The organism is Parasphingorhabdus litoris DSM 22379, from assembly GCF_020906275.1.
GTDB classification, from domain to species: domain Bacteria; phylum Pseudomonadota; class Alphaproteobacteria; order Sphingomonadales; family Sphingomonadaceae; genus Parasphingorhabdus; species Parasphingorhabdus litoris.
In genome coordinates, this window is the sequence record NZ_CP086727.1 from 868,871 (window position 1) to 888,702 (window position 19,832).

18 protein-coding genes are annotated in these 19,832 nt (G+C 51.3%); 12 read left to right on the forward strand and 6 right to left on the reverse strand.

Annotated features, from left to right (window positions below):
* Positions 1-81 precede the first annotated feature (81 nt).
* The 3 genes from BS29_RS04330 to BS29_RS04340 all read left to right on the forward strand — a co-directional run bounded on the left by BS29_RS04330 (position 82) and on the right by BS29_RS04340 (position 4,681).
* Positions 82-1,029 (forward strand): glycosyltransferase family 2 protein, encoded by a 948-nt coding sequence (locus BS29_RS04330; RefSeq protein ID WP_229955993.1) that lies wholly within the window; start codon positions 82-84, stop codon positions 1,027-1,029.
* Between the two features lie 66 nt (positions 1,030-1,095).
* Complete coding sequence (locus BS29_RS04335) at positions 1,096-3,300, forward strand: GumC family protein (RefSeq protein ID WP_229955994.1); 2,205 nt, start codon at positions 1,096-1,098, stop codon at positions 3,298-3,300.
* A 49-nt stretch (positions 3,301-3,349) separates the two neighbouring features.
* Positions 3,350-4,681 (forward strand): O-antigen ligase family protein, encoded by a 1,332-nt coding sequence (locus BS29_RS04340; RefSeq protein WP_229955995.1) that lies wholly within the window; start codon positions 3,350-3,352, stop codon positions 4,679-4,681.
* Here BS29_RS04340 and BS29_RS04345 read toward each other — a convergent pair.
* Positions 4,656-4,994, reverse strand: coding sequence for a hypothetical protein (locus tag BS29_RS04345; protein ID WP_229955996.1), 339 nt, complete (start codon positions 4,992-4,994; stop codon positions 4,656-4,658). The genes BS29_RS04340 and BS29_RS04345 overlap by 26 nt on opposite strands.
* 108 nt (positions 4,995-5,102) lie before the next feature.
* Here BS29_RS04345 and BS29_RS04350 point away from each other — a divergent pair, with 108 nt between their 5' ends.
* From BS29_RS04350 to argC, 8 genes are all read left to right on the forward strand, one after another.
* Positions 5,103-6,233 carry a glycosyltransferase gene (locus tag BS29_RS04350; protein ID WP_229955997.1) on the forward strand — a complete coding sequence of 377 codons (1,131 nt, stop codon included), beginning with the start codon at positions 5,103-5,105 and terminating at the stop codon, positions 6,231-6,233.
* A gap of 52 nt (positions 6,234-6,285) precedes the next feature.
* Complete coding sequence (locus BS29_RS04355; RefSeq protein WP_229955998.1) at positions 6,286-7,584, forward strand: outer membrane beta-barrel protein; 1,299 nt, start codon at positions 6,286-6,288, stop codon at positions 7,582-7,584.
* Between the two features lie 4 nt (positions 7,585-7,588).
* Positions 7,589-8,587 carry a hypothetical protein gene (locus tag BS29_RS04360; protein WP_229955999.1) on the forward strand — a complete coding sequence of 333 codons (999 nt, stop codon included), beginning with the start codon at positions 7,589-7,591 and terminating at the stop codon, positions 8,585-8,587.
* A gap of 218 nt (positions 8,588-8,805) precedes the next feature.
* Positions 8,806-10,344 (forward strand): flavin-containing monooxygenase, encoded by a 1,539-nt coding sequence (locus BS29_RS04365; protein WP_229956000.1) that lies wholly within the window; start codon positions 8,806-8,808, stop codon positions 10,342-10,344.
* Between the two features lie 55 nt (positions 10,345-10,399).
* A complete protein-coding gene (locus BS29_RS04370) occupies positions 10,400-11,911 on the forward strand; it encodes a flavin-containing monooxygenase (RefSeq protein ID WP_229956001.1) in 1,512 nt (503 codons plus the stop codon).
* A 43-nt stretch (positions 11,912-11,954) separates the two neighbouring features.
* Positions 11,955-13,376, forward strand: a complete 1,422-nt coding sequence (locus BS29_RS04375) for a leucyl aminopeptidase family protein (RefSeq protein ID WP_229956002.1) — start codon at positions 11,955-11,957, stop codon at positions 13,374-13,376.
* Between the two features lie 123 nt (positions 13,377-13,499).
* Positions 13,500-14,438, forward strand: coding sequence for a C40 family peptidase (locus BS29_RS04380; protein ID WP_229956003.1), 939 nt, complete (start codon positions 13,500-13,502; stop codon positions 14,436-14,438).
* A 6-nt stretch (positions 14,439-14,444) separates the two neighbouring features.
* A complete protein-coding gene (gene argC, locus BS29_RS04385) occupies positions 14,445-15,377 on the forward strand; it encodes an N-acetyl-gamma-glutamyl-phosphate reductase (protein WP_229956004.1) in 933 nt (310 codons plus the stop codon).
* A 10-nt stretch (positions 15,378-15,387) separates the two neighbouring features.
* Here the strand turns inward: argC and lepB are convergent, their stop codons facing one another.
* Genes lepB through pyrE form a run of 5 tightly spaced genes read right to left on the reverse strand, consistent with a single transcriptional unit; the run spans position 15,388 to position 18,541 of the window.
* The gene (gene lepB, locus BS29_RS04390) at positions 15,388-16,254 is read right to left on the reverse strand and encodes a signal peptidase I (RefSeq protein ID WP_229956005.1); all 867 of its coding nucleotides are present in this window, start codon (positions 16,252-16,254) and stop codon (positions 15,388-15,390) included.
* 52 nt (positions 16,255-16,306) lie between these two features.
* Positions 16,307-16,711: a holo-ACP synthase gene (acpS, locus tag BS29_RS04395; RefSeq protein ID WP_229956006.1), complete on the reverse strand. Its 405-nt coding sequence runs from the start codon at positions 16,709-16,711 to the stop codon at positions 16,307-16,309.
* Complete coding sequence (locus tag BS29_RS04400) at positions 16,708-17,223, reverse strand: dihydrofolate reductase family protein (RefSeq protein WP_229956007.1); 516 nt, start codon at positions 17,221-17,223, stop codon at positions 16,708-16,710. Before BS29_RS04400 ends, acpS begins: the two co-directional genes overlap by 4 nt.
* Positions 17,220-17,954: a pyridoxine 5'-phosphate synthase gene (locus BS29_RS04405; RefSeq protein WP_229956008.1), complete on the reverse strand. Its 735-nt coding sequence runs from the start codon at positions 17,952-17,954 to the stop codon at positions 17,220-17,222. Before BS29_RS04405 ends, BS29_RS04400 begins: the two co-directional genes overlap by 4 nt.
* Positions 17,951-18,541, reverse strand: a complete 591-nt coding sequence (pyrE, locus tag BS29_RS04410; protein WP_407673772.1) for an orotate phosphoribosyltransferase — start codon at positions 18,539-18,541, stop codon at positions 17,951-17,953. The genes BS29_RS04405 and pyrE overlap by 4 nt, the downstream gene beginning before the upstream one ends.
* A 243-nt stretch (positions 18,542-18,784) precedes the next feature.
* Between pyrE and coxB the strand changes: the two genes are divergently transcribed.
* Entirely contained in the window at positions 18,785-19,828 is a 1,044-nt protein-coding gene (gene coxB, locus BS29_RS04415; RefSeq protein ID WP_229956010.1) for a cytochrome c oxidase subunit II, read from the forward strand.
* The last annotated feature ends 4 nt before the right edge of the window (positions 19,829-19,832 follow it).

Below are 19,832 nucleotides of genomic sequence, written 5' to 3' on the forward strand. Positions count from 1 at the left end.
TGGCGCGGTTGGCAAGGCTAAAAATCCATTCGTCGATGTCACGCAACACATTATCTTCGGCACTGCAAAAAACGGGATAAAATGATTGATCTAAGATTCTCTGTCGTCATTCCGGTCCATAACAAGGCCCGTCATGTCGCGGCGAGTCTAACAAGTGCTTTGCAACAGAGTCGGTCCCCTGAAGAGATTATCATCATTGATGATGCGTCCACCGATGATAGCGCTTCCATCATCTCTCAATTCCAAGATCCATCCATTCGTGTGCTGTTTCGCGATACGCCTGGTCCTGGTGGTTATGCTGCCCGTAATCTTGGTATTGCTGAAGCGAATGGTAACTGGATCGCGTTTCTCGATGCTGATGATATTTGGCATCCCTCGCATCTGGCAGATATCGCGGCTGCGATACAAAAAGCACCGCAAGCAGGTTGTGTCGCAACACGGTATGAGCATGTTTTCGAAGCGCATCGCGAGCCCTCCAAGATGATTGATGCGCTCGCTTCATTTGAAGGACGTGCCGCTGACTTTCAGCAGAGTCTCAATATCTGGGTGCAGAGCGGGGAATGTCCGATCTGGACGAGTGCCGCTGCCTTCCGTCGCGACGTGCTGGAGCAGGTCGGCCCCTTTCCGGCAGGCAAGGCCGTGCGCGGTGGTGATAAGGACATGTGGCTGCGGGCCCTTGCGCGCGCACCATTTACCTATGTCCCTAAAGTCAGCGCAGAATTCCATCGCGATACCGATAACAAGGTGAGCAAGATGACTCATCCTGATACCATTCCGATCATGGTGGAAACGGCGCGGGATATGATGGATAAGGTTGGTGGAGAAGAGCGGATCTTGCTCCGCAAGCTCATCAATCAGCAAATTGGGCTATACGCGCGATTTTCATTCAAGAGTGGGACGATATCACGGCAGTTTGCTCGCAATCTTTGTATGCCTGAGGGGGTCGGGTTGTTTGTGATGATCGAGACTTTGCGGCTAATGCCAGCGGCAATGCGACAAAGCATCTATCGGGCAGTAAAAGGGGCGTAACTATTTGAGCTAGGGGCGGAAATCAGGGCGAAAACGCAGGGGGCTTTGTGAAGGAGCTGGCGTGCCATGAATAAAATGTCGGATACACCGTTGCCGCTCGACCGGTTTGTTGCGGAAGAATCCAGTGAGCTGATTGATTTGCGGGCGATCGGTCGTGCATTCCGCAAACATTTGATCCCGGTTTTTCTGGTTTCTATCCTTGCCCTTGCTGCGACCGCCGCTGCCTATTTTCTGACCACGCCAAGCTATTTGGCAACGGCGACAATGGTTGTTGAGCGGCAGGCGCAGGACGTTATTCCGGTTGAAACCGATTCACCAGCGTTGACGACCGACTCGCCAACCGTCGACACAACGGTCGAGATATTGCAATCACCGTTTATCGCTGGCCGGGTGGTTGATGCGCTCAAGCTGGTTCAGGAGCCAGAGTTCAATCCGGCTCTTTTGAAAGAAGGTGCATCTCCACCGACAACGGCCGCAGAACAGCGGGTCGCACGTGATCGTGCTATCCGGATATTGGGAAGCGCATTGAAAGTTCAGCGTGAAGGTGTGTCCTACGCGATTGCGGTGCGATACACGTCCGAAAATCCAAAAATGGCTGCGAATATCGCCAATGCCACAATCGATGAGTATCTATTAACCCGTTTGGAAGGTGAGGCTGGTTCGACCCAACGAAGTGCTGATCTGCTTGAGACGCGATTAGAGGAACTTCGCGGCGAGGTTCTGGCTGCCGAGGCGCAGGTGGCGCAATATCGCTCTGAAGAAGGATTGTTCGCAGCCACCGATGTAAGCTCGATTACGCAGCAGGAATTGTCTGTTCTCAACAATCAATTGGCCGAAGCTCGGGCTGCAGAAGCTGTGGCAAACTCCAGATTGGCTACAGCTCGGTCACAAGTGTCTCAAGGATTGACGGGAGAGTCGCTGGGCGCAGCGCTCGAATCCGAGGTGGTGGGGGCGCTACGGTCGCAACGTGCGACAGCAAGCGCCGAAGTTGCAAATCTCACGACCCGCTACGGTCCGCGTCATCCCAGCCTTATTGAAGCGCAAAGCCAACTGGCTGATATTGATGTCCAGATTGGTGCTGAAGTGGAGCGGATTGTCGCAAGTCTAAACACTGAAGCCACTGCAGCGCGCGGACGGACCGCATCAATTGCTTCGTCCATTGCCGGATTGCAAAATCGTTTGGCAGTAGACAGCGATGCATCGGTGAGGCTTAGCGAACTGGAACGCAATGCTGCTTCAGCTCGTGAACTCTATCAGGGCTTTCTCGATCGATACAAAGAATCTGTTGCTCGTCAGGGCACAGAGACTAGCGGAGCCAAAGAAGTATCTCGTGCAGCTATTCCTGCTATGCCAATATCGCCTAATCCGCTATTATATATTGCGGTAGCCTTTGTTGCCGCTGGTGCATGTTCAACAGCGGTTGTGGCGGGCAGGGAGTTTATGGAAAACGGTCTGCGTACCGCAGCCGATATCGAAAAAAGGCTGCAGGTCAGCGCGCTCGGTTCTATTCCTGAAATTGGCTCACTTCCCGAAGTCAGAAAATCGCGCGAGCCGATACCATGGCCGCCGCAATTTCTGATCGAGCATCCCAAGTCCGCTTTTGCCGAAGCTTTTCGTGCCCTGAAAACCAGTTTGGTAATGGCCCCTGCTGGAAGGTCTGCCGCGCAGCGTCAGACCAAAATCATATCGATCACATCGGCCTTGCCCGGTGAAGGTAAAACCAGTTCCGCCATTTGTCTTGCCAGTGCGGCCGCGCGATCAGGGATCCGTACATTGCTGGTCGATTGCGACTCCCGTAGGCAGGCGTCATCTCGGTCGCTAGCAAAGTCGATAAAACATGGTTTGACCGCTGTTTTGAACGGCGAGGCATCGTTGCAACAGGCAATTGTCCATGATGAGGACAGTGGCACCTATTTCCTTGGGCAAAAACCGGATGAAGAAACGCCCTTCGACTTGATGGGATCACAGGCCATGACAGACTTGCTTGAAGAACTGCGCGGGCAATTTCAATTTGTCGTGCTGGATACCGCGCCCGTTTTGCCGGTAGCGGAATCTCGGATGCTCGCTGCTCTTGCAGATTTGGTACTATTTCTTGTTCAGTGGAAAAAAACACCGGCCAAGGCAGCGGAAATCGGATTGCATCAGTTGGATGGTGTTGGCGCCAATATTGCCGGTGTCGTATTAAGCCGCGTGGATGTTGTTGAACAAGCCCGGACCGGCTTTGGCGATGCAGGTCTCTATTTCAAGCAATATAAAGAATATTACGCTTAGAGTTCTGCGTTTTGGTCTTGTCTTCCACCCAAATTAACCGAGCATCATAATGGACGGCGGAGCGCCCTCACTGCCGCTACCGCTATTGGCTCTCGTTGCCGCTTTGCTAGCGGTACCAATGGTTGTCGCACTTAAGAAAGTGAGAGGATATCCAGCACGGTTTGTGATATTTGCGATCTGGCTTCGCTACATCATGAGCGCATTTCATGAGATCACATTTTCACCAGTGATTGCTGGATTAAGCCTGAATGCGCTCGGTTCGATTGCAATCGCAGGTTTAGGCTTAATGCTTGTGGCTCCGCGCCATTTTCTTCTGAAACCACTCTTGCCGATCTATGCCTTGGTCTTGCTCTCACTGATCAGCGCTGCGGCTAATGATGGCCTCTTCACAGCGCTTAACGCGGCGGTGAAGCATCTCTATTTCATGGTCCTGATGATCGCTGTCTATCGCGCTCTGCTTGAAAATGAGGGTGCGCGATTTTTTACGCCGCTACTTTGGGCTTTTGCGCCGCTGCTCGTGTTTCAATTTCTATCCATTGGGTTGGGGGCTGTCAAAGCGTCGGAATTCGATGGTTCGAGCAGTTATATTGGCGGCTATAATCACGAAGCCACATTCTCTATCGCGATGGCGACATTTTTTGTCGTGGCCTGTTTCGCGGTCACTTTACCGCGCCTTATTCAGGCAGGTCTGTCTGCTGTCCTGCTCGGCGGAATTGTTCTCGCCAACTATCGTACCACTATGTTGGCCGTGCTGCCCTTGGCCGCCATCCAATTGGTTAGCAGCACGATGTTCTCATTCGTCCGCGAACAAAGAGTGATATTGGCCATCATCATATCGTTGGTAACCCTGGTCGGCATATTCATATTAGCGGGCTTTTCTGCCGAACGATTTAATGATCTTACAGTGTTTTTTGGTGACCCAGGCCAATATATCAAACCGCAGGCCGAGTTTTCTTTTGATGAGCGCCGCTTATTATCCGGTCGTATCTACATATGGTCCGGCTATATTTACGCATGGCTGGATGGATCAACACTCAATCATCTCATTGGTTTTGGACCGGATAGTTGGGAAGAGATATTCAAAGTCTATCCGCACAACACAATTGTTGCCTATCTCTACGAACTGGGCTGGGCGGGCGTGTTTTTGTTGCTGGTTTTTTGGTTCATCATGGCCAAGCTGGCGTTTCAAGCACCTGCAGAAGATCGCGCAACTCTATTGTTCGCGCATTTGTCATTTCTTTTCATGAACTTGTCAACAATGGCCCTGTGGCAAATAGAGGGCGTAATTTTTTATGCCATTATTTGCGGTTTTTCGCTATTCAGGAAAGTGGAGACAGGAGCGAAGAGAAGCTATTTTAAGGCGAGCCTGCGCCCTGTGTGACTTTTGCGTTCCTTTCAAAGGGAGCAGGGGAGGCATGATTGAACGACAGGAGCGGAAATTCCGCTGGTCCTAGGCCAGCTTCCATTTCCGATGACGTTATGTCTGGAAATAACGTCAGCGCTCGTACACCTGCCAAAGATAAACCCGTCGCAGATGAAAGCGAGAAGGAGAGCTCTCGTGGCAGGTCTGAGAGATCGTCAGCCTCTGGCAAGGCGGAACAACTCCCTGGACGAATGTGGGTAATCGCCGGTGCAGGTCTGACTATCTGGATCATCATTGCTATCGCTGTGATCATCTTATTCTTCTGAATCATTAGGCATTCTCGTCAACCCGAAATTGGCGCGCTACAGCGACGGAGTATTTTTCTGACTTTGGCGTTTTGATAGATGGCGAACGCTTTCATTGACCAGGACTCATATTTTTGCGGCCCAAAATACTCTTCATCATCAACTCCTTGGCAGGCGGCGGCGCAGAGCGCGTAATGGCCGCATTGCTTCTGCACTCTGAAGCTTATCAGGACCGGTATGAGATGGTTTTGGCTCTTCTGGATGATGAGCCAGCTGCTTATGACATACCGGATTGGGTAACTTTACATCAGCTCGATTGCCGCGGCAGTTTGTTGCAGTCGATCCTTCAACTGCGTGCGCTGGAAAGATCTTTGAGCCCGGCAGCAACGCTGAGTTTTCTGACGCGCGCCAATGTCGCCAATTGGGCGAGCCGCATTGGAACGGGTAAGCCTTGGAACATAAGTGAACGAGTGAATACCAGCGCACATCTCGGTAAGGGCCTGTCGGGACATCTGAGTAGGGGGCTCGTCCGATTATCTTACCGGCACGCCACCCATATCATTGCGGTATCGCAAGGCGTAGCTGACGGTCTGTCTGATGACTTTGGAGTGCCGCGCGATGTGATGAGTGTTATCGCCAATCCGGTTGATACCGTCCGTATCGCTCGTCAAGCATTGGAAAAATTCCCGGCCCATCCCAACGAACCTTACATAATCGCGATGGGCAGGTTGGTTGAGAACAAGAATTTCGCTCTGTTGATTAACGCATTTGCGGCGTCGTCTGTTGCGGGTAAACTTATCATCATAGGTGATGGTCCGCTTCGCGCAGACCTGGAGCGACAAATTGTTGATCTTGGCCTGAAGGACCGTGTGATCCTCCCCGGCTTCATTCAAAACCCCTTTCCTTTATTGGCTGATGCTCAAATTTTTGTCTTGCCGTCCAATGCGGAAGGTTTTCCAAATGCTTTGGTGGAAGCAATGAGCACGGGGACTGCGGTGATTGCTACCAATTGTCGGTCAGGACCATCGGAAATTCTGGCGAACAAAAATGATCTTTCGGTCGAAGCGATGACCTTGGCTGAATTCGGTATCCTGGTGCCATGCAATAATGTCGACGCCATGGCCGATTCTTTGCGATATTTACAGGATGATGGGGAACGCAAACGCTTCGCTCAGCTCGCTTTGACCCGCACCAAAGACTATACACCGGAAAAGGCAGCACAGCGTTACTGGCAGGTGATAGAGATGAACCTTCAAACAGCGTAGTTGACTGGGCTTGCTGTTCAACCTTGGGGCTAAACAAGGAGTTGAAGCATATATGCGTCAGCCAGGCCTCTTTGCCACTGTTTCTCTGCTGATTTCCGGTATGGTACCTGGCACGGTTCACGCCCAGCAATCGGAAGTTCTCGAAGATTTTCGCGATGAAAGTCTTCAGTTCCAACGACCCGATATTCTCAGTGTTCAAGAGCGGCCGCAACCCGCCTTCGATCCTGTGCCCTATCGCATTGGCGGTGCTGAGATCATGCCAAGCATCACGGTCGACACATTGTATGACAGCAATATATTTGCGGTGCGCGATGAAAGTGACGATCTGATTGTTCGTGTGAAGCCAAAGGTCACTGCATCTAAGCGGTTCGGCAATTTTAACGTTGAGACTGCTGCCGAGCTGGAGCGCAGACAATTTTTGAGCACGGACAGCCAGAGCACGACTGACTATGTGCTTGGGTTGCGCGGACGACTGGATTTGGACCGCGAAGGACAAATTTATCTGGGGACGCGTAACGGACAAAGGACGGAGGATCGGACGGATCCGGCATCACCTCTCAATTTGCAAAAGCCGGTTCAATATCGCTTCGCTTCGGCTTTCGCAGGGGCAGCTCGGACTTTCGGGCGACTAAGAATCGCCGGTCGAGCCGGCGTAGAAACGCGCAATTATAAAGACGGCCGTGACGGTTTTGATGTTCTTGTTGATCAGGACTTTCGCAATCGCACCGTGTTTACCAGCGACCTGGGCGCAGAATTCGCCATCAGCCCCAATGCATCTGTCTTTATCAACGGCAGCGTCAACCGGCGCGACTATAAAAGTCAGCCTCCCTTGTCGCCATCGCGAGATTCCAAGGGCTATGAGATTACCGCCGGGACGAGCTTTCAGTTGAGTAAGCTCGTCCGATCCGAAATCGGTGTTGGCTATTTTAAACAAGATTTTGAAGATGCGGAATTTGAAGATGCCGATGGTTTTGCAGCGCGAGCGAAGATCGAATATTTTGTCACGCCGCTTGTAACGCTGACAGCGGGTGCCAATCGCGGTGTGGAAGAGTCATCAACACTGGGTTCGGGAGCCTATGTTGCAACGGCCTTTTCTCTGACAGCGGACTATGAATTGCTACGAAACCTGATCGTCAGCGCGAGCATCAGTTACGAAGAGGATCGGTTCCAGGACATTGATCGGGATTATGATATTACTGGGGCAAGAATGGGCGTCGAATGGCGCCTCGCTCCGCGATATTCGCTGCATGCGCAATATGACTTTCGTGATCAAGATGCCTCTGGAACATTTCCGGGGCGCGAATTTTCTCGCCACCGTTTTCTCGTAGGTATCACTATAGCAGGGATGTGAAGTCATGGACTATCTGGACCGCCGAACCTTTGTTTCCGCCATTGCTCTCGCCACTTTTGCTGGGTGTTCGCGCGCAGCTGAAGCTGCAACTATTGAGGGGCGGACATTTCAGGGTGATGGCTCTGGAGAAGGCCTGAGAGCGCAATCGGGACTGATCATCAGAAATTCGAAATTCCTCAATTTGGGTAACGGCGCAATACGCGTAAATGTCCCAACGGATGGTTTGGTGGTGGAGCAGATTGAGGGCCGCGACCTCTATCGTTTCTTGGAAAATACCGCGTCCAATCGCTCTTCGCCAGCGTCCCTTACGAATTTCAAACTTCGGCAGATTAAAGGGGAGGATATAAGACGGGCCATGACCCGCATTCGTTATGGGTCGCGCAATGGTCTGATTGAGGATGTTATCGCTCGGGCTAGCGCCGAGACGGAACGTTACTGCACCGGCTTTGTGCTAGACGATGAAGCACAGGCAATCATCTATCGTCGTTGCGAAGCGCATGGTTTTGCGGAAACTGGTCGGTCGAGCAGCGACTATTGGAATGGTGATGGATTTTCCGACGAACGCAGTAATAGGAACATCCGATATCTTAGCTGCGTGGCGACCGGTAGCACAGATGGTGGATTTGATTTGAAATCCGCCGATGTGCGTCTGGTCAATTGCGTAGCGAAGGGTAACAAACGAAATTTCCGCTTCTGGGGCACTGGTGAAGTGGAAAATTGTCGCAGCGAAGATCCGCGCTCTCGCGGTGGTTCTGGCAAGCCAGCACATTTCTCCTTTCACGGTGGCACAGCGAAATATATTATCGACCGGCCCGTAGTTCGTGCGGCGTCTGATAACGATGCACCGGTGTTCCTTTTTGACAATGATGCACCGGCCAATATCGAAATTCGCAATGCTGACATTGATGCGCCAGGAGCACCGTTGTTGCGCGTAGAGAATAGCGAGCCAAATATTAGCTGGGTTCCGGCTCGGGAAGATCAGAATATCAAAACGGCTGACTAACGCTGTTAGTGTCAAAACGGTTCTTCAGAATCATTAGCGGGGCATATTCAGCGTGCCCATCGCGTACTTGACAATTTCGGCCATTCGATAGGTTGCAGGAATTGAGGAGATTCTAGTGAGAACTGTGTGAACTTTGACTTTAACCAGCCAATTAAATAGTCAATTGCAACCTTGTCTCAGGAATGGCATAGTGAAGACAAAGCTGGGAGAGACGGCAAATGGCTACGCAGATAAAAGAGAGCGGCGACAATATATCGAATGAACCGTTGATGTCGGTTGATGTGTTGATTGTCGGCGCAGGTATTTCCGGCATTGGTATGGCGGTGCATCTGCGCGATAAATGTCCTGGTAAAAGCTTTGCGCTGGTTGAACGCCGCGACGAGATTGGCGGCACGTGGAACCTATTTCAATATCCAGGCATTCGATCTGACAGCGACATGCATACCTTGGGCTTCAAGTTTGAACCTTGGACGGAGCAAAAGGCAATTGCTGACGGTCCGTCAATCATGAAATATCTCCACCGGATCAAAGACAAGCATGATCTGGAAAAGCATATACATTTTGGCCATAAAGTTCTCTCAGCCAAATGGTCGAGTGAAGACGCGCGCTGGACCGTTACAGCGGAAAAATCGGATGGCAGTCAGGTCACTATGCACGCCAATTTTCTGTACATGGGATCTGGCTATTATGATTATGATCAGGGCTATGATGCTCAGATAACCGGCCTTGATACATTTAAGGGTGACGTTGTGCATCCGCAATTCTGGCCTAAAGATCTTGACTATTCGGGCAAGAAAGTTGTGATCATTGGTAGCGGCGCAACCGCCGTAACCATCGTTCCGGTGATGGCAGAAAAGGCAGCACATGTAACGATGCTCCAACGCACGCCAACCTGGTATTTTGCAAGGGATGCAAAAGACCATCTCGCCAATTTCTTGCGTAAGATCATGCCCGACCAATGGGCCTATAATATTATCCGCAAGAAAAACGTGTGGATGCAGGATCTCACTTTCAATATGGCGCGAAAGAAGCCTGAGAAAATCATCAAGAAACTCGAGAAACCGCTCAAAAAAGAGCTGGGCAGCAAGTATAACAAGGAAGACTACACGCCGCCCTATGGTCCTTGGGAACAGCGGTTGTGCCTGGTGCCCGACAGCGACATGTTCAAGGCAATCAGCTCTGGTGCAGCTGATGTCAAAACCGGTCATATCGACACGGTAACGGCGAATGGTATCAAACTGAAATCTGGGGAAACGCTCGACGCTGATATTATTGTTACGGCCACTGGCCTGAAACTTGCGGTTGCGGGGAAGGTCGCATTTGAAGTCGATGGGAAGCCGATCAAGTTTCACGATCATTTCTATTATAAGGGCTGCATGTTTTCCGACATTCCGAACATGGCAATTGTCTTTGGCTATCTGAACGCGTCCTGGACGCTCAAGGCCGATATTGTCTCGGAATATGTCTGCCGGATGCTCAATCATATGGATGCGACCAGCACACGAATAGCGAATCCGGTGTTGTCCGAAACCGTCGAAGAGGAAGAGTTATTTGACTTTTCTTCAGGTTACATAAAGCGCTCCATTCACGAGCTGCCGCGCAACAGCACAAAAATGCCTTGGAAGCTCAATCAGGATTATCTGTTTGATAAAAAGGTCCTGCTCAATGAAGCCGTTGATGATGGTGTGGTCCAGTTTTACGGACCCAATAGTAACGCAGCAAAAGACGCTGAACCCGCGCTTGAGGCAGCTGAGTAGATTATTTTCTGTAGCAAAGTCTTGTAATTGACATTAATGTCAGTAAGTAAGTTATATGGAAAATGAAATTCTTGACGTTCTCATTGTTGGTGCTGGTCTTTCCGGCATTGGCGCTGCCGTACACTTGACTAAGCGGTGCCCGGGAAAAAGCTTCGCAATTGTTGAAGGACGCGAGCGGATTGGCGGTACCTGGGATCTGTTCCGTTATCCAGGTATTCGTTCCGACAGCGATATGTATACCTTGGGCTATAATTTCAAACCGTGGAAAGCCCGCAAAGCGATTGCAGATGCACCGACAATTCTCAGCTATTTGCAGGAAACGGTGCAAGAAAACGGGCTTGAAAAATATATCCGCTTTGAACGCAAGGTGACCGATGCGAGTTGGTCCAGCGAAACGGCCCGATGGACGGTGGATCTCTCTCATGGAGATGGATCTACCAGTCAGATAGAGTGCAATTTCCTCTTCATGTGCTCCGGCTATTACAGTTATGAGGGCGGACATAAGCCAGATTTCAAGGGGCAGGATGATTTTGCCGGACCGATCGTTCATCCGCAGGAATGGCCAGAAGATCTGGACTATGCAGGCAAGAAAGTTGTCGTGATTGGTAGCGGAGCCACGGCTGTTACCTTGATACCGTCCATGGCCGATACGGCAGAACATGTCACCATGCTGCAGCGGTCTCCCACCTATATCGTCTCCCGGCCAGCCGAAGACAAATTTGCGCTCGCCATGCGCAAGTTCCTGCCCAGCAAATGGGCTTATGGAGTGACCCGCTGGCGCAACGTGCTTTATCAACTCTTCACTTTCAATCTGGCGCGCAGCAAACCGGCTGCTTTTAAAAAGAAGCTGCTTGAGATGGTACGCGAAGAAATGGGCGACGGTGTCGATATGAAACATTTCACGCCCAGCTATAATCCCTGGGATCAACGGCTTTGTCTGGTGCCGGATAGCGATCTGTTTGAATCGCTGAAGTCTGGAAAAGCGTCCATCGTCACAGACCATATTGAACGGTTTGTGAAGGATGGCATCCTTTTGAAATCTGGTGAGAAACTCGAAGCCGATATCATCGTAACAGCTACTGGACTGAAGCTGGTGTCAGGCGGCCATGCTCAGTTCGAAATTGATGGTGAACCGGTGCATTTCGGATCACGCTTCAACTATAAAGGCGTGATGTTCTCTGACGTCCCGAACCTCGCCATGACCTTTGGTTATACAAATGCCAGCTGGACATTGAAGGCCGATCTTACCAGCGAGTATATCTGTCGATTGATCAACACCATGGATCGCAAGGGCGTTCAGATTGCGTATCCGCATCCATCTGATCCAGATTCTTTGATTCCCGAGACTATAGTGGATTTCTCGTCCGGCTATATTGAACGGGCTGCGGCCGATCTTCCTAAGCAAGGTCAGAAGAAGCCCTGGCGGCTCAATCAGAACTACGCAAAGGATATCGTTAATCTCCGGCATAATGCGGTTGATGATGGTGTTATGGTTTTTGCCAAAGCCGGAAGCGTTTCGGCTCAAGCAGCGACAGAAGCTTCGAAAACCGAGTCAGTTGCGGCCTAATTCGCCTCTCGCGTTAGCGCGTTAGTCCGTCTATAGAATTCGGATGATAGACTTTAAGACATTGATAGAGGCCGACAAAGGCCAGCCTGCCCGAACAATTCAGATATTGGATGTGCATAATTTTGAGGATTGGTTGAAAGACCAGCCTGAAAGCGTTCGCAGTCTAGTAACGGCCTATAAGTTTGTAGCCAATCCAAAGTCGTTCCTGATCCTTCCTATCGTCAATGGCAAAGGAGCAAAAGACAAAGCTGAGCAGGGTGATTTTACCGTGGTTGCTGGTGTGAAAAACCACAAGAGTCTGGACCCATGGGCATTGACAAAATTGGGTGGGAAGCTGCCAGAAGGAAAATATCGGCTAAAAGGAGCGAATGCCAAAAGTGGCCTGTTTAGCTGGTTGATTCCTCAGCATGGTTTTGAGCGATATAAAGAGCCGAAAAACAAACAAGGCCCGCGCGTTCTTCTAGTCAAAGACGAGATTTCCCAGGTCGATGAAGCTGTTCGTCAAGCGGAAGCCACCGCTTTGGTGAGAGATATGGTGAATACACCAGCTGCTGACATGGGCCCCGATAAGCTTGAGGATATTGTTGAAAAACTCGCCGACAAGCATGACGCTGACCTCAAAGTCACGCGTGGAGATACGTTGGAAAAGCATTTTCCAATGATCCACGGTGTTGGGAAAGCCGCAATGCGCGAGCATGCGCCGCGTCTGATAGAGCTAAAATGGGGTAAGCCTGATGCTCCTAAAATAGCGATTGTGGGTAAAGGTGTGACCTTCGACAGCGGCGGGCTTTCGATGAAGTCGCCTGCTGGCATGCTCCTGATGAAAAAGGATATGGGCGGTGCGGCTCATGCCATAGCGTTGGCCAAGATGATCATGGAGGCTGGCCTGCCTGTTCATCTTCATCTGCTTGTCCCCGCGGTAGAAAATTCGGTGGATGGTCATGCGCTCAGGCCCGGAGATATCTTGCAGAGCCGCAAAGGATTGACCGTGGAAATTGGCAATACTGATGCCGAAGGGCGCTTGATACTGGGTGATGCTTTGACATTGGCTGGGGAAGAAGATCCGGAGCTGATTATTGATTTCGCTACACTGACGGGTGCTGCAAGGGTGGCCTTAGGTCCCGACTTGCCGGCACTGTTCTGTAACGATGATGAAATGGCGGAAGGTTTGCTGGAAAGCGGTGAAGAGGAAGATGATCCATTGTGGCGCATGCCTCTATGGTCGCGCTATGATTATCGTCTCAAAAGCCCGATTGCGGATACCAACAACGTGGCGACCGGTTCCTTTGCGGGCTGTATAACCGCTGCATTGTTCCTGAAAAAATTTGTTCCGTCTGACATCCCATGGGCGCATTTCGACACCTATGCTTGGCGACCAGCTAGCAAACCGGGACGTCCAAAAGGCGGCGAGGCGCTGGGTTTGCGAGCGAGTTGGAGCTATTTGAAAGCGCGTTACACCAAATAGGCTGCTGCAGTCGCCGCTTGATCAATCAGCCGGTTCTCGGTTAAGGGCGGCTATTGTCACAGCTTTGTCATAAAGCGCGGCTTCGCGATTTGGTACAAGTTGTAAATGGGGTATGTAGAGCAAATGAACATTGTCGGGGATATAGAAGCCGGAAGTCAGGCTGCACGCGCGAAATTTTCGCTGCATGGTCCCGAAGAGGATTTTGATCCGCGGACCACGGCGCATCGTGGTGATCTGGCCGACATCGCTCTCGCTGGAAAATTGTTCGCGCCTCACTATGCGGAGGCTTTGCCAATGCGGTGCGCAGCCCCAAAGGCTATGATCCGCAAGCAAAGTGGCAAGGACCACGAAGCCGTATCCGAGCTTTTGCATGGTGAAGACTTCCATCTGCTGGATGTTGTGGGGGACTGGGCCTGGGGTTTTTGCGACCATGATGGTTATGTCGGCTATCTGCCAGTTCATGCGCTGCAACATCAACGCAAGACTGCTCAGCCCACACATCTCGTTTCGGCTCGGGCTGCTTTGATCTTCCTTGCGCCTGACGTGAAGGCAGGGGTGATTAAGCGCTTGCCGATGGGCGCAAAACTGGCTTGTAGCGAACCCAGCGAATGCGGTAATTTTTTGAAGACCGGTAAAGGCTATGTCCATGTTCGCCATGTTCAGAAAATTGGCACCAAACCAGTCTTCGATGGAACAAATAGTGCTGTGGATTTTGCGGAGCAACTTATTGGTGCGCCTTATTTGTGGGGTGGACGTAGTGGAGATGGGTTGGATTGTTCCGGTCTGATTCAGATGGTTCTGGGATTGACCGGCCAATCGGTGCCTCGAGATGCAGATCAACAGTTAAAAGCGGTTGGCTCTGATATCGCAGATGACGATGATCTACGGCGCGGCGATATTATTTTTTTCCCCGACCATGTGGGCATAATGGCGAACGACAAACAGATCATTCATGCCAATATTCACTGGATGCAAGTCGCCATCGAACCACTCAGCGACATGATTGATCGTTTTGATGCTGATGTTGAAGAGCCAGTTCTGGCGCGCAAGCGCCTCGGCTGACCGATAATGCAATATAGTGTTTTCATTGATGGCGGGGCGGGTACTACAGGCCTCGAGATTGCCGACCGGTTGGCGACACGGCCGGAATTCGATCTCGTGCGATTGCCTGATGAGCAGCGCAAGGACGCAAATGCTCGCCGTGAAGCAATCAATGACAGTGAATTTGTTATCCTTTGTCTTCCTGACGATGCGGCCAAACAGGCTGTATCACTGATTGAAAATGACCGTACGCGGGTCATTGATGCATCGTCTGCACATCGTACGGCAGCGGATTGGGTTTACGGATTTGCCGAGTTTAAGGATGGGCAGCGAGAGCGGATAGCCGGTGCCAGATTTGTATCGAACCCCGGCTGTTATCCCACGGGTTTCTTGGGTCTCGTCGCGCCCCTTGTAGCGCAAGGTCTTTTGACAGCGGATTGGCCATATACTGTCAATGCGGTATCGGGCTATTCTGGTGGCGGTAAGGCGCTGATCGAAAGATTTGCGCAAGAGGCTGATATCGGTTTTCGCAGCTATGGGTTGACCCTGGACCACAAACATATGCCGGAGATGAAGCGCCATGCTGATCTAAGCCATGATGTGATTTTTGCGCCATCGGTAGCGCGGGCCTATCGGGGAATGATCGTAGAAGTACCTGTAAACCTTGCAGCTATGGGGAGCAGGGCATCGGCAAGTGACTTGCTGGACGCTCTGGAGCGCCACTATGAAGGGTCCGCAATTGTTCATGCGCATGAAGGTAATGGTGTCAGCGAGTTGCTTCTGAACGAAAATGACGCCGCGACAGACCGGTTGGACCTATTCGTTTTTTCCAATCAAAGCGGCAACCAAGCCCGTTTGATCGCAAAGCTCGATAATCTCGGCAAAGGAGCTGCTGGCAGCGCTGTTCAGGATCTAAACATTATGGCGGGTCTCGACGAGACGCTGGGCCTGCGTCTTTAGACCAATCGATTCATTCAGACGCATTATCTGCGCGATCGGGTCGCAGACTGGATCCCGCGCGACCGCTTCGAAATGAAGTGAACCAACTCAACGGGTTAAGACTGGTCGTGCCGTCGAGCGAAAATGTTATAAACTCAGCGCGCCCACCGATATTTTCCCACGGAATGGTTCCGTCTAGACCAAGCGGGCTACCGACACGGCTATCCGCCGAAAGATCGCGATTGTCTCCCAGAAGATAGACATGACCTTCTGGTATGATAATTGGCGCGCGGTCGTCCGTGTCTTGCGGGCCCAGATCGATTATATCGTAGCTGACACCATTTGGCAGTGTTTCGCGAATGATGGGAAGTGCGCAAACCGGATTGCCGCTTTCATCTGTATCGCGCAGTCCGGGAAATTCCTGACCGCAAGGTGCATTTGCATCGATCGGTAAATTGAGATTGGGCTGGACATCTTGCTTCACCGCCTCGCCATTGAGAAAAACCTGTCCCCCGCGCATTTCGAACGTGTCGCCGGGCAAACCAATCACGCGCTTTATATAATCGCTGCTCTGATTCTTCGGCGTGAGGATTACTATATCACCCCGTTCAGGCAAAGATCCAAAAAGTCGCCCTTCCATCCGCGGCAAAATATGAAAAGTCGGCGACACCCATGACCAGCCATAAGCATATTTGCTGACAATCAGGCGATCGCCCACCAACAATCCGGGCATCATCGAAACTGACGGTATATAAAATGGTTTTGCTACCAGGCTATGAAAGGCCAGAACTGCGAGTAGCAACAGGCCAATACTCTTGGCCTCGCCGACCCAATCAGTCTTCTCTTTTTCGGAACCACCGGCTTTTACAGCCTGCTCATCCGCCTTTTCTAAAGCCATATTCTGTTTTCTTCTTCTATTGTCGCAGCGGTCGTCATCAAACCGACTAACGTCATGTCGTCGGCATTGCTTCGATAATTACGAACGCCTGCGCCCATGGATGATCGTCAGTGAGTGTGAGATGAACGACCGCATCATATCCCTCGGGTGTCAGTGCGTCGAGCCGTTTTTTGGCTCCGCCATTAAGAGCTAGGGTCGGTGCACCGCTTTTGGCGTTGATGACACCAATGTCTTTCATGAAAACACCGGCTTTGAAACCGGTTCCAACCGCTTTTGAGTATGCTTCCTTGGCCGCAAAGCGTTTCGCATAGGTGCCGGCCTTGGTGTAAGGACGACGAGCAGCCTTAGCGCGTTCGACTTCCGTGAAGACACGTTTTTCAAAGCGCTCACCAAAGCGATCCAAGGAATTTTGGATGCGTTCGATATTACAAAGGTCGGAGCCGAGGCCGATAATCATGAAGCTATCCTGTAGTCGAGTTTGACCATTCCCTTGTCATAGACCTGCGTTTGGTCCAGCTGCAAATGGCGAATAGCTTTCGTGCTTCGATATAAGGGGGTGCCGCCTCCTAGAAGCACAGGAACGACGAAAAGCTCCAGACGGTCAAGCAGACCTTGCTCGATAAAAGCGGTCTGCAATTTCGGGCCGCCCACAACCCAGCTGTCCAGACTTTTTTCCTTCAATTCTTTGGCCAGTGCTGGGACACTATCATGCCAAGTTTGGACGTCCGCAAAAGGAATATTTAGTGGGGACGATGTCACGATGAATCCCTGTTTCCGCGCATAGGGCCATCCTGCTTCGAAGGACAAGATTTGCTCATATGTAATGCGGCCAAGCACGACAGCTTCAATTTCGGAAACGAAAAGGTCGTACCCATAGTCAACGCTGTTAAATGGTTCGAGCCAACCGACACCGCCTTCATTGTCTGCGACAAAACCATCGGCGCTGACAGCGATGAAGCCTCGGATCACCGCGCTTCATCCATAAGTGATCGCATCCTTTTGATGCTTCCTGCCAATCCGCCAAATATCGCTTCACCGATTAAGAAGTGACCGATATTTAGTTCAACCAACTGCGGAATAGCAGCTATCGGAACAACATTATCAAAGGTCAGTCCATGGCCGGCATGTGGCTCGATGCCATTTTTGGCAGCCAGTGCTGCGGCGTCACTTATCCGGCACAGCTCTTTTTCTCGATCTGCGCCTACAGCATGCGCATAATGACCGGTATGGAATTCGACCACCGGTGCACCGAGATGAATTGCCGCTTCAATTTGTCTGGGATCGGGTTCGATAAACAGGCTGACGCGAATATTGGCTTCGTGCAGTTGCCCGACAAAGTCTTTCAGCCGGTTGTGCTGGCCGGCTGCATCTAGCCCGCCTTCAGTCGTGCGTTCCTCCCGCTTTTCGGGCACGATACAAGCGGCATGCGGTTTGTGACGTAGCGCAATCTCAAGCATTTCGTCGGTAGCCGCCATTTCAAGATTGAGCGGAATGGAAAGCACATCCATTAACTCAATCAAATCATCATCGCGAATATGCCGCCGGTCTTCGCGCAAATGAGCCGTGATACCATCAGCGCCCGCTTCTGCCGCGATGATCGCAGCACGGTTCGGTTCGGGATGATCGCCACCGCGGGCGTTACGAATGGTTGCTACATGGTCAATGTTGACGCCCAGTCTGAGATGTGCAGTTTTGCTCATGCTGCGCGGCTACCAGGTTTGGTGGTCGGAATAGCGGCCAGTTCGGCGGGTACTTCGTCATCCGCATAAGAGGGCACTTCAAGTGCGATTAGCGGAAAGAAAGGAACATCAAAATTCGCTGCTCCGTTCGATCGATCGACCAGTGCACCGGCCGCGACTACTTCTCCGCCAGCGTCGCCTATTGCCTTAATGGCTTCACGCGAGGAGAGTCCGGTTGTCACCACATCTTCCATCATCAGGACTTTTTGACCGGGCTCGAGGCGAAATCCGCGGCGCAATTCGAATGTACCTTCCGGGCGTTCCAGAAAGATCGCTTCCTTGCCGAGTGCTCGACCCATTTCATGGCCAACAATGACACCGCCCATTGCAGGTGAAACGACAATCTCAATGGCATTGCGAATATCTTCGGGCATTTGGGCGACTAGGGCTTCTGCCAATCTAGCTCCCCTAGCGGGGTCCATCAGCACACGAGCACATTGCAGATATTTTGCGCTATGGCGACCCGAGGACAATATGAAATGCCCTTCCAAAAGGGCGTCACAGGCGCGGAATTCGTCCAATATTTCGTTTTGGTTCAATGTTTTCATTCCATTCTGTATCGTTTTCATTTCGGAAATGGGTTCATCTTTGTTCCAATGAAAGTCCAAAAACTTAAAAAATATGCGTAGAGTAGCTTGAGGCTTGCGACAACCCTGCTTATAAGCCGCCCCAAACGGGATGTTTCAGGTTAATCGGGTTGATGCCCAAATGGGCATGTTTACCAGAATATCTGGCTGATTTAAGGGCTGAAAACGACCGAAAATTAGGGCTTATATAAGGTTGAGCAAGGTATGACTCATTACGTGAAATCATGGATTCTGGCATTGGGCCTGATTCTCACGCCAGCGGCGGCTATGGCGCAAGATGCATTGCCAGCAGCACCGGGGGCGGAAGCTGCTCCAGCTGAGGCGAGCGTAGAGGATACGGCTGCTCAAGCAGAAGCGGCTCCGGCATCGGGTCTTGATCCAGCTTTGTATACGCCGATGAAGCCAACCGAAGGCGTCGGAATGCCGGTTGATGGAGGTCTGGATTTTCAGCCACAGGTCAGTGAGACTGGCAAGGAAGCAAAATGGATCAATAACAGCATATTGCTGCCTATCATGGCCGCTATTTGCCTGTTCGTTCTAGCGTTACTATTCTGGGTGATGATCCGTTTTCGCCGTGGAGCTAATCCTGAGCCTTCGAAAACGACCCATAATACATTCATAGAAATTGTCTGGACGGTTGTCCCCGTTATCATTCTCCTGGTTATTGCTGTTCCGTCGATCAGCTTGCTCGCCAAGCAGTTCGAGCCAGCGCCGGAAGACGCGCTGACGGTTAAAGTCACGGGATATCAATGGTATTGGGGTTATAATTATCCTGACAATGGTGACTTCGAAATTATTTCCAACATGCTTCCGGAAGAAGAAGCAGATGCGCGTGGTGAACCATTTCAGCTTGCCGTTGATAACCGGATGGTTATCCCTGTTGGCAAGCCGGTTAAAATGTTGATCACGGGCGCAGATGTTATTCACAGCTTTGCGATTCCGGCGGCGTGGTTCAAACTCGATGCTGTTCCAGGGCGCATCAACGAAAAAGTGCTGCAAATTGATGAGGTGGGCGTTTATTACGGTCAATGTTCCGAGCTTTGCGGGGCGCGACATGGCTTTATGCCAATCGCGGTGGAAGTGTTGCCTGAAGACAAGTTTAACGACTGGGTTCGTGCTAATGGCGGAACCGTAAAAGGCGAAGAGGCTGCCGACGAGGAAGGTAATGATGAAGCGGCTGAAGAAGTCGCATCAGATGAAACGACAACAGAAGGCGCGCCTGCTGATGCAGCCGCCGCTGCGAATTAAGGGA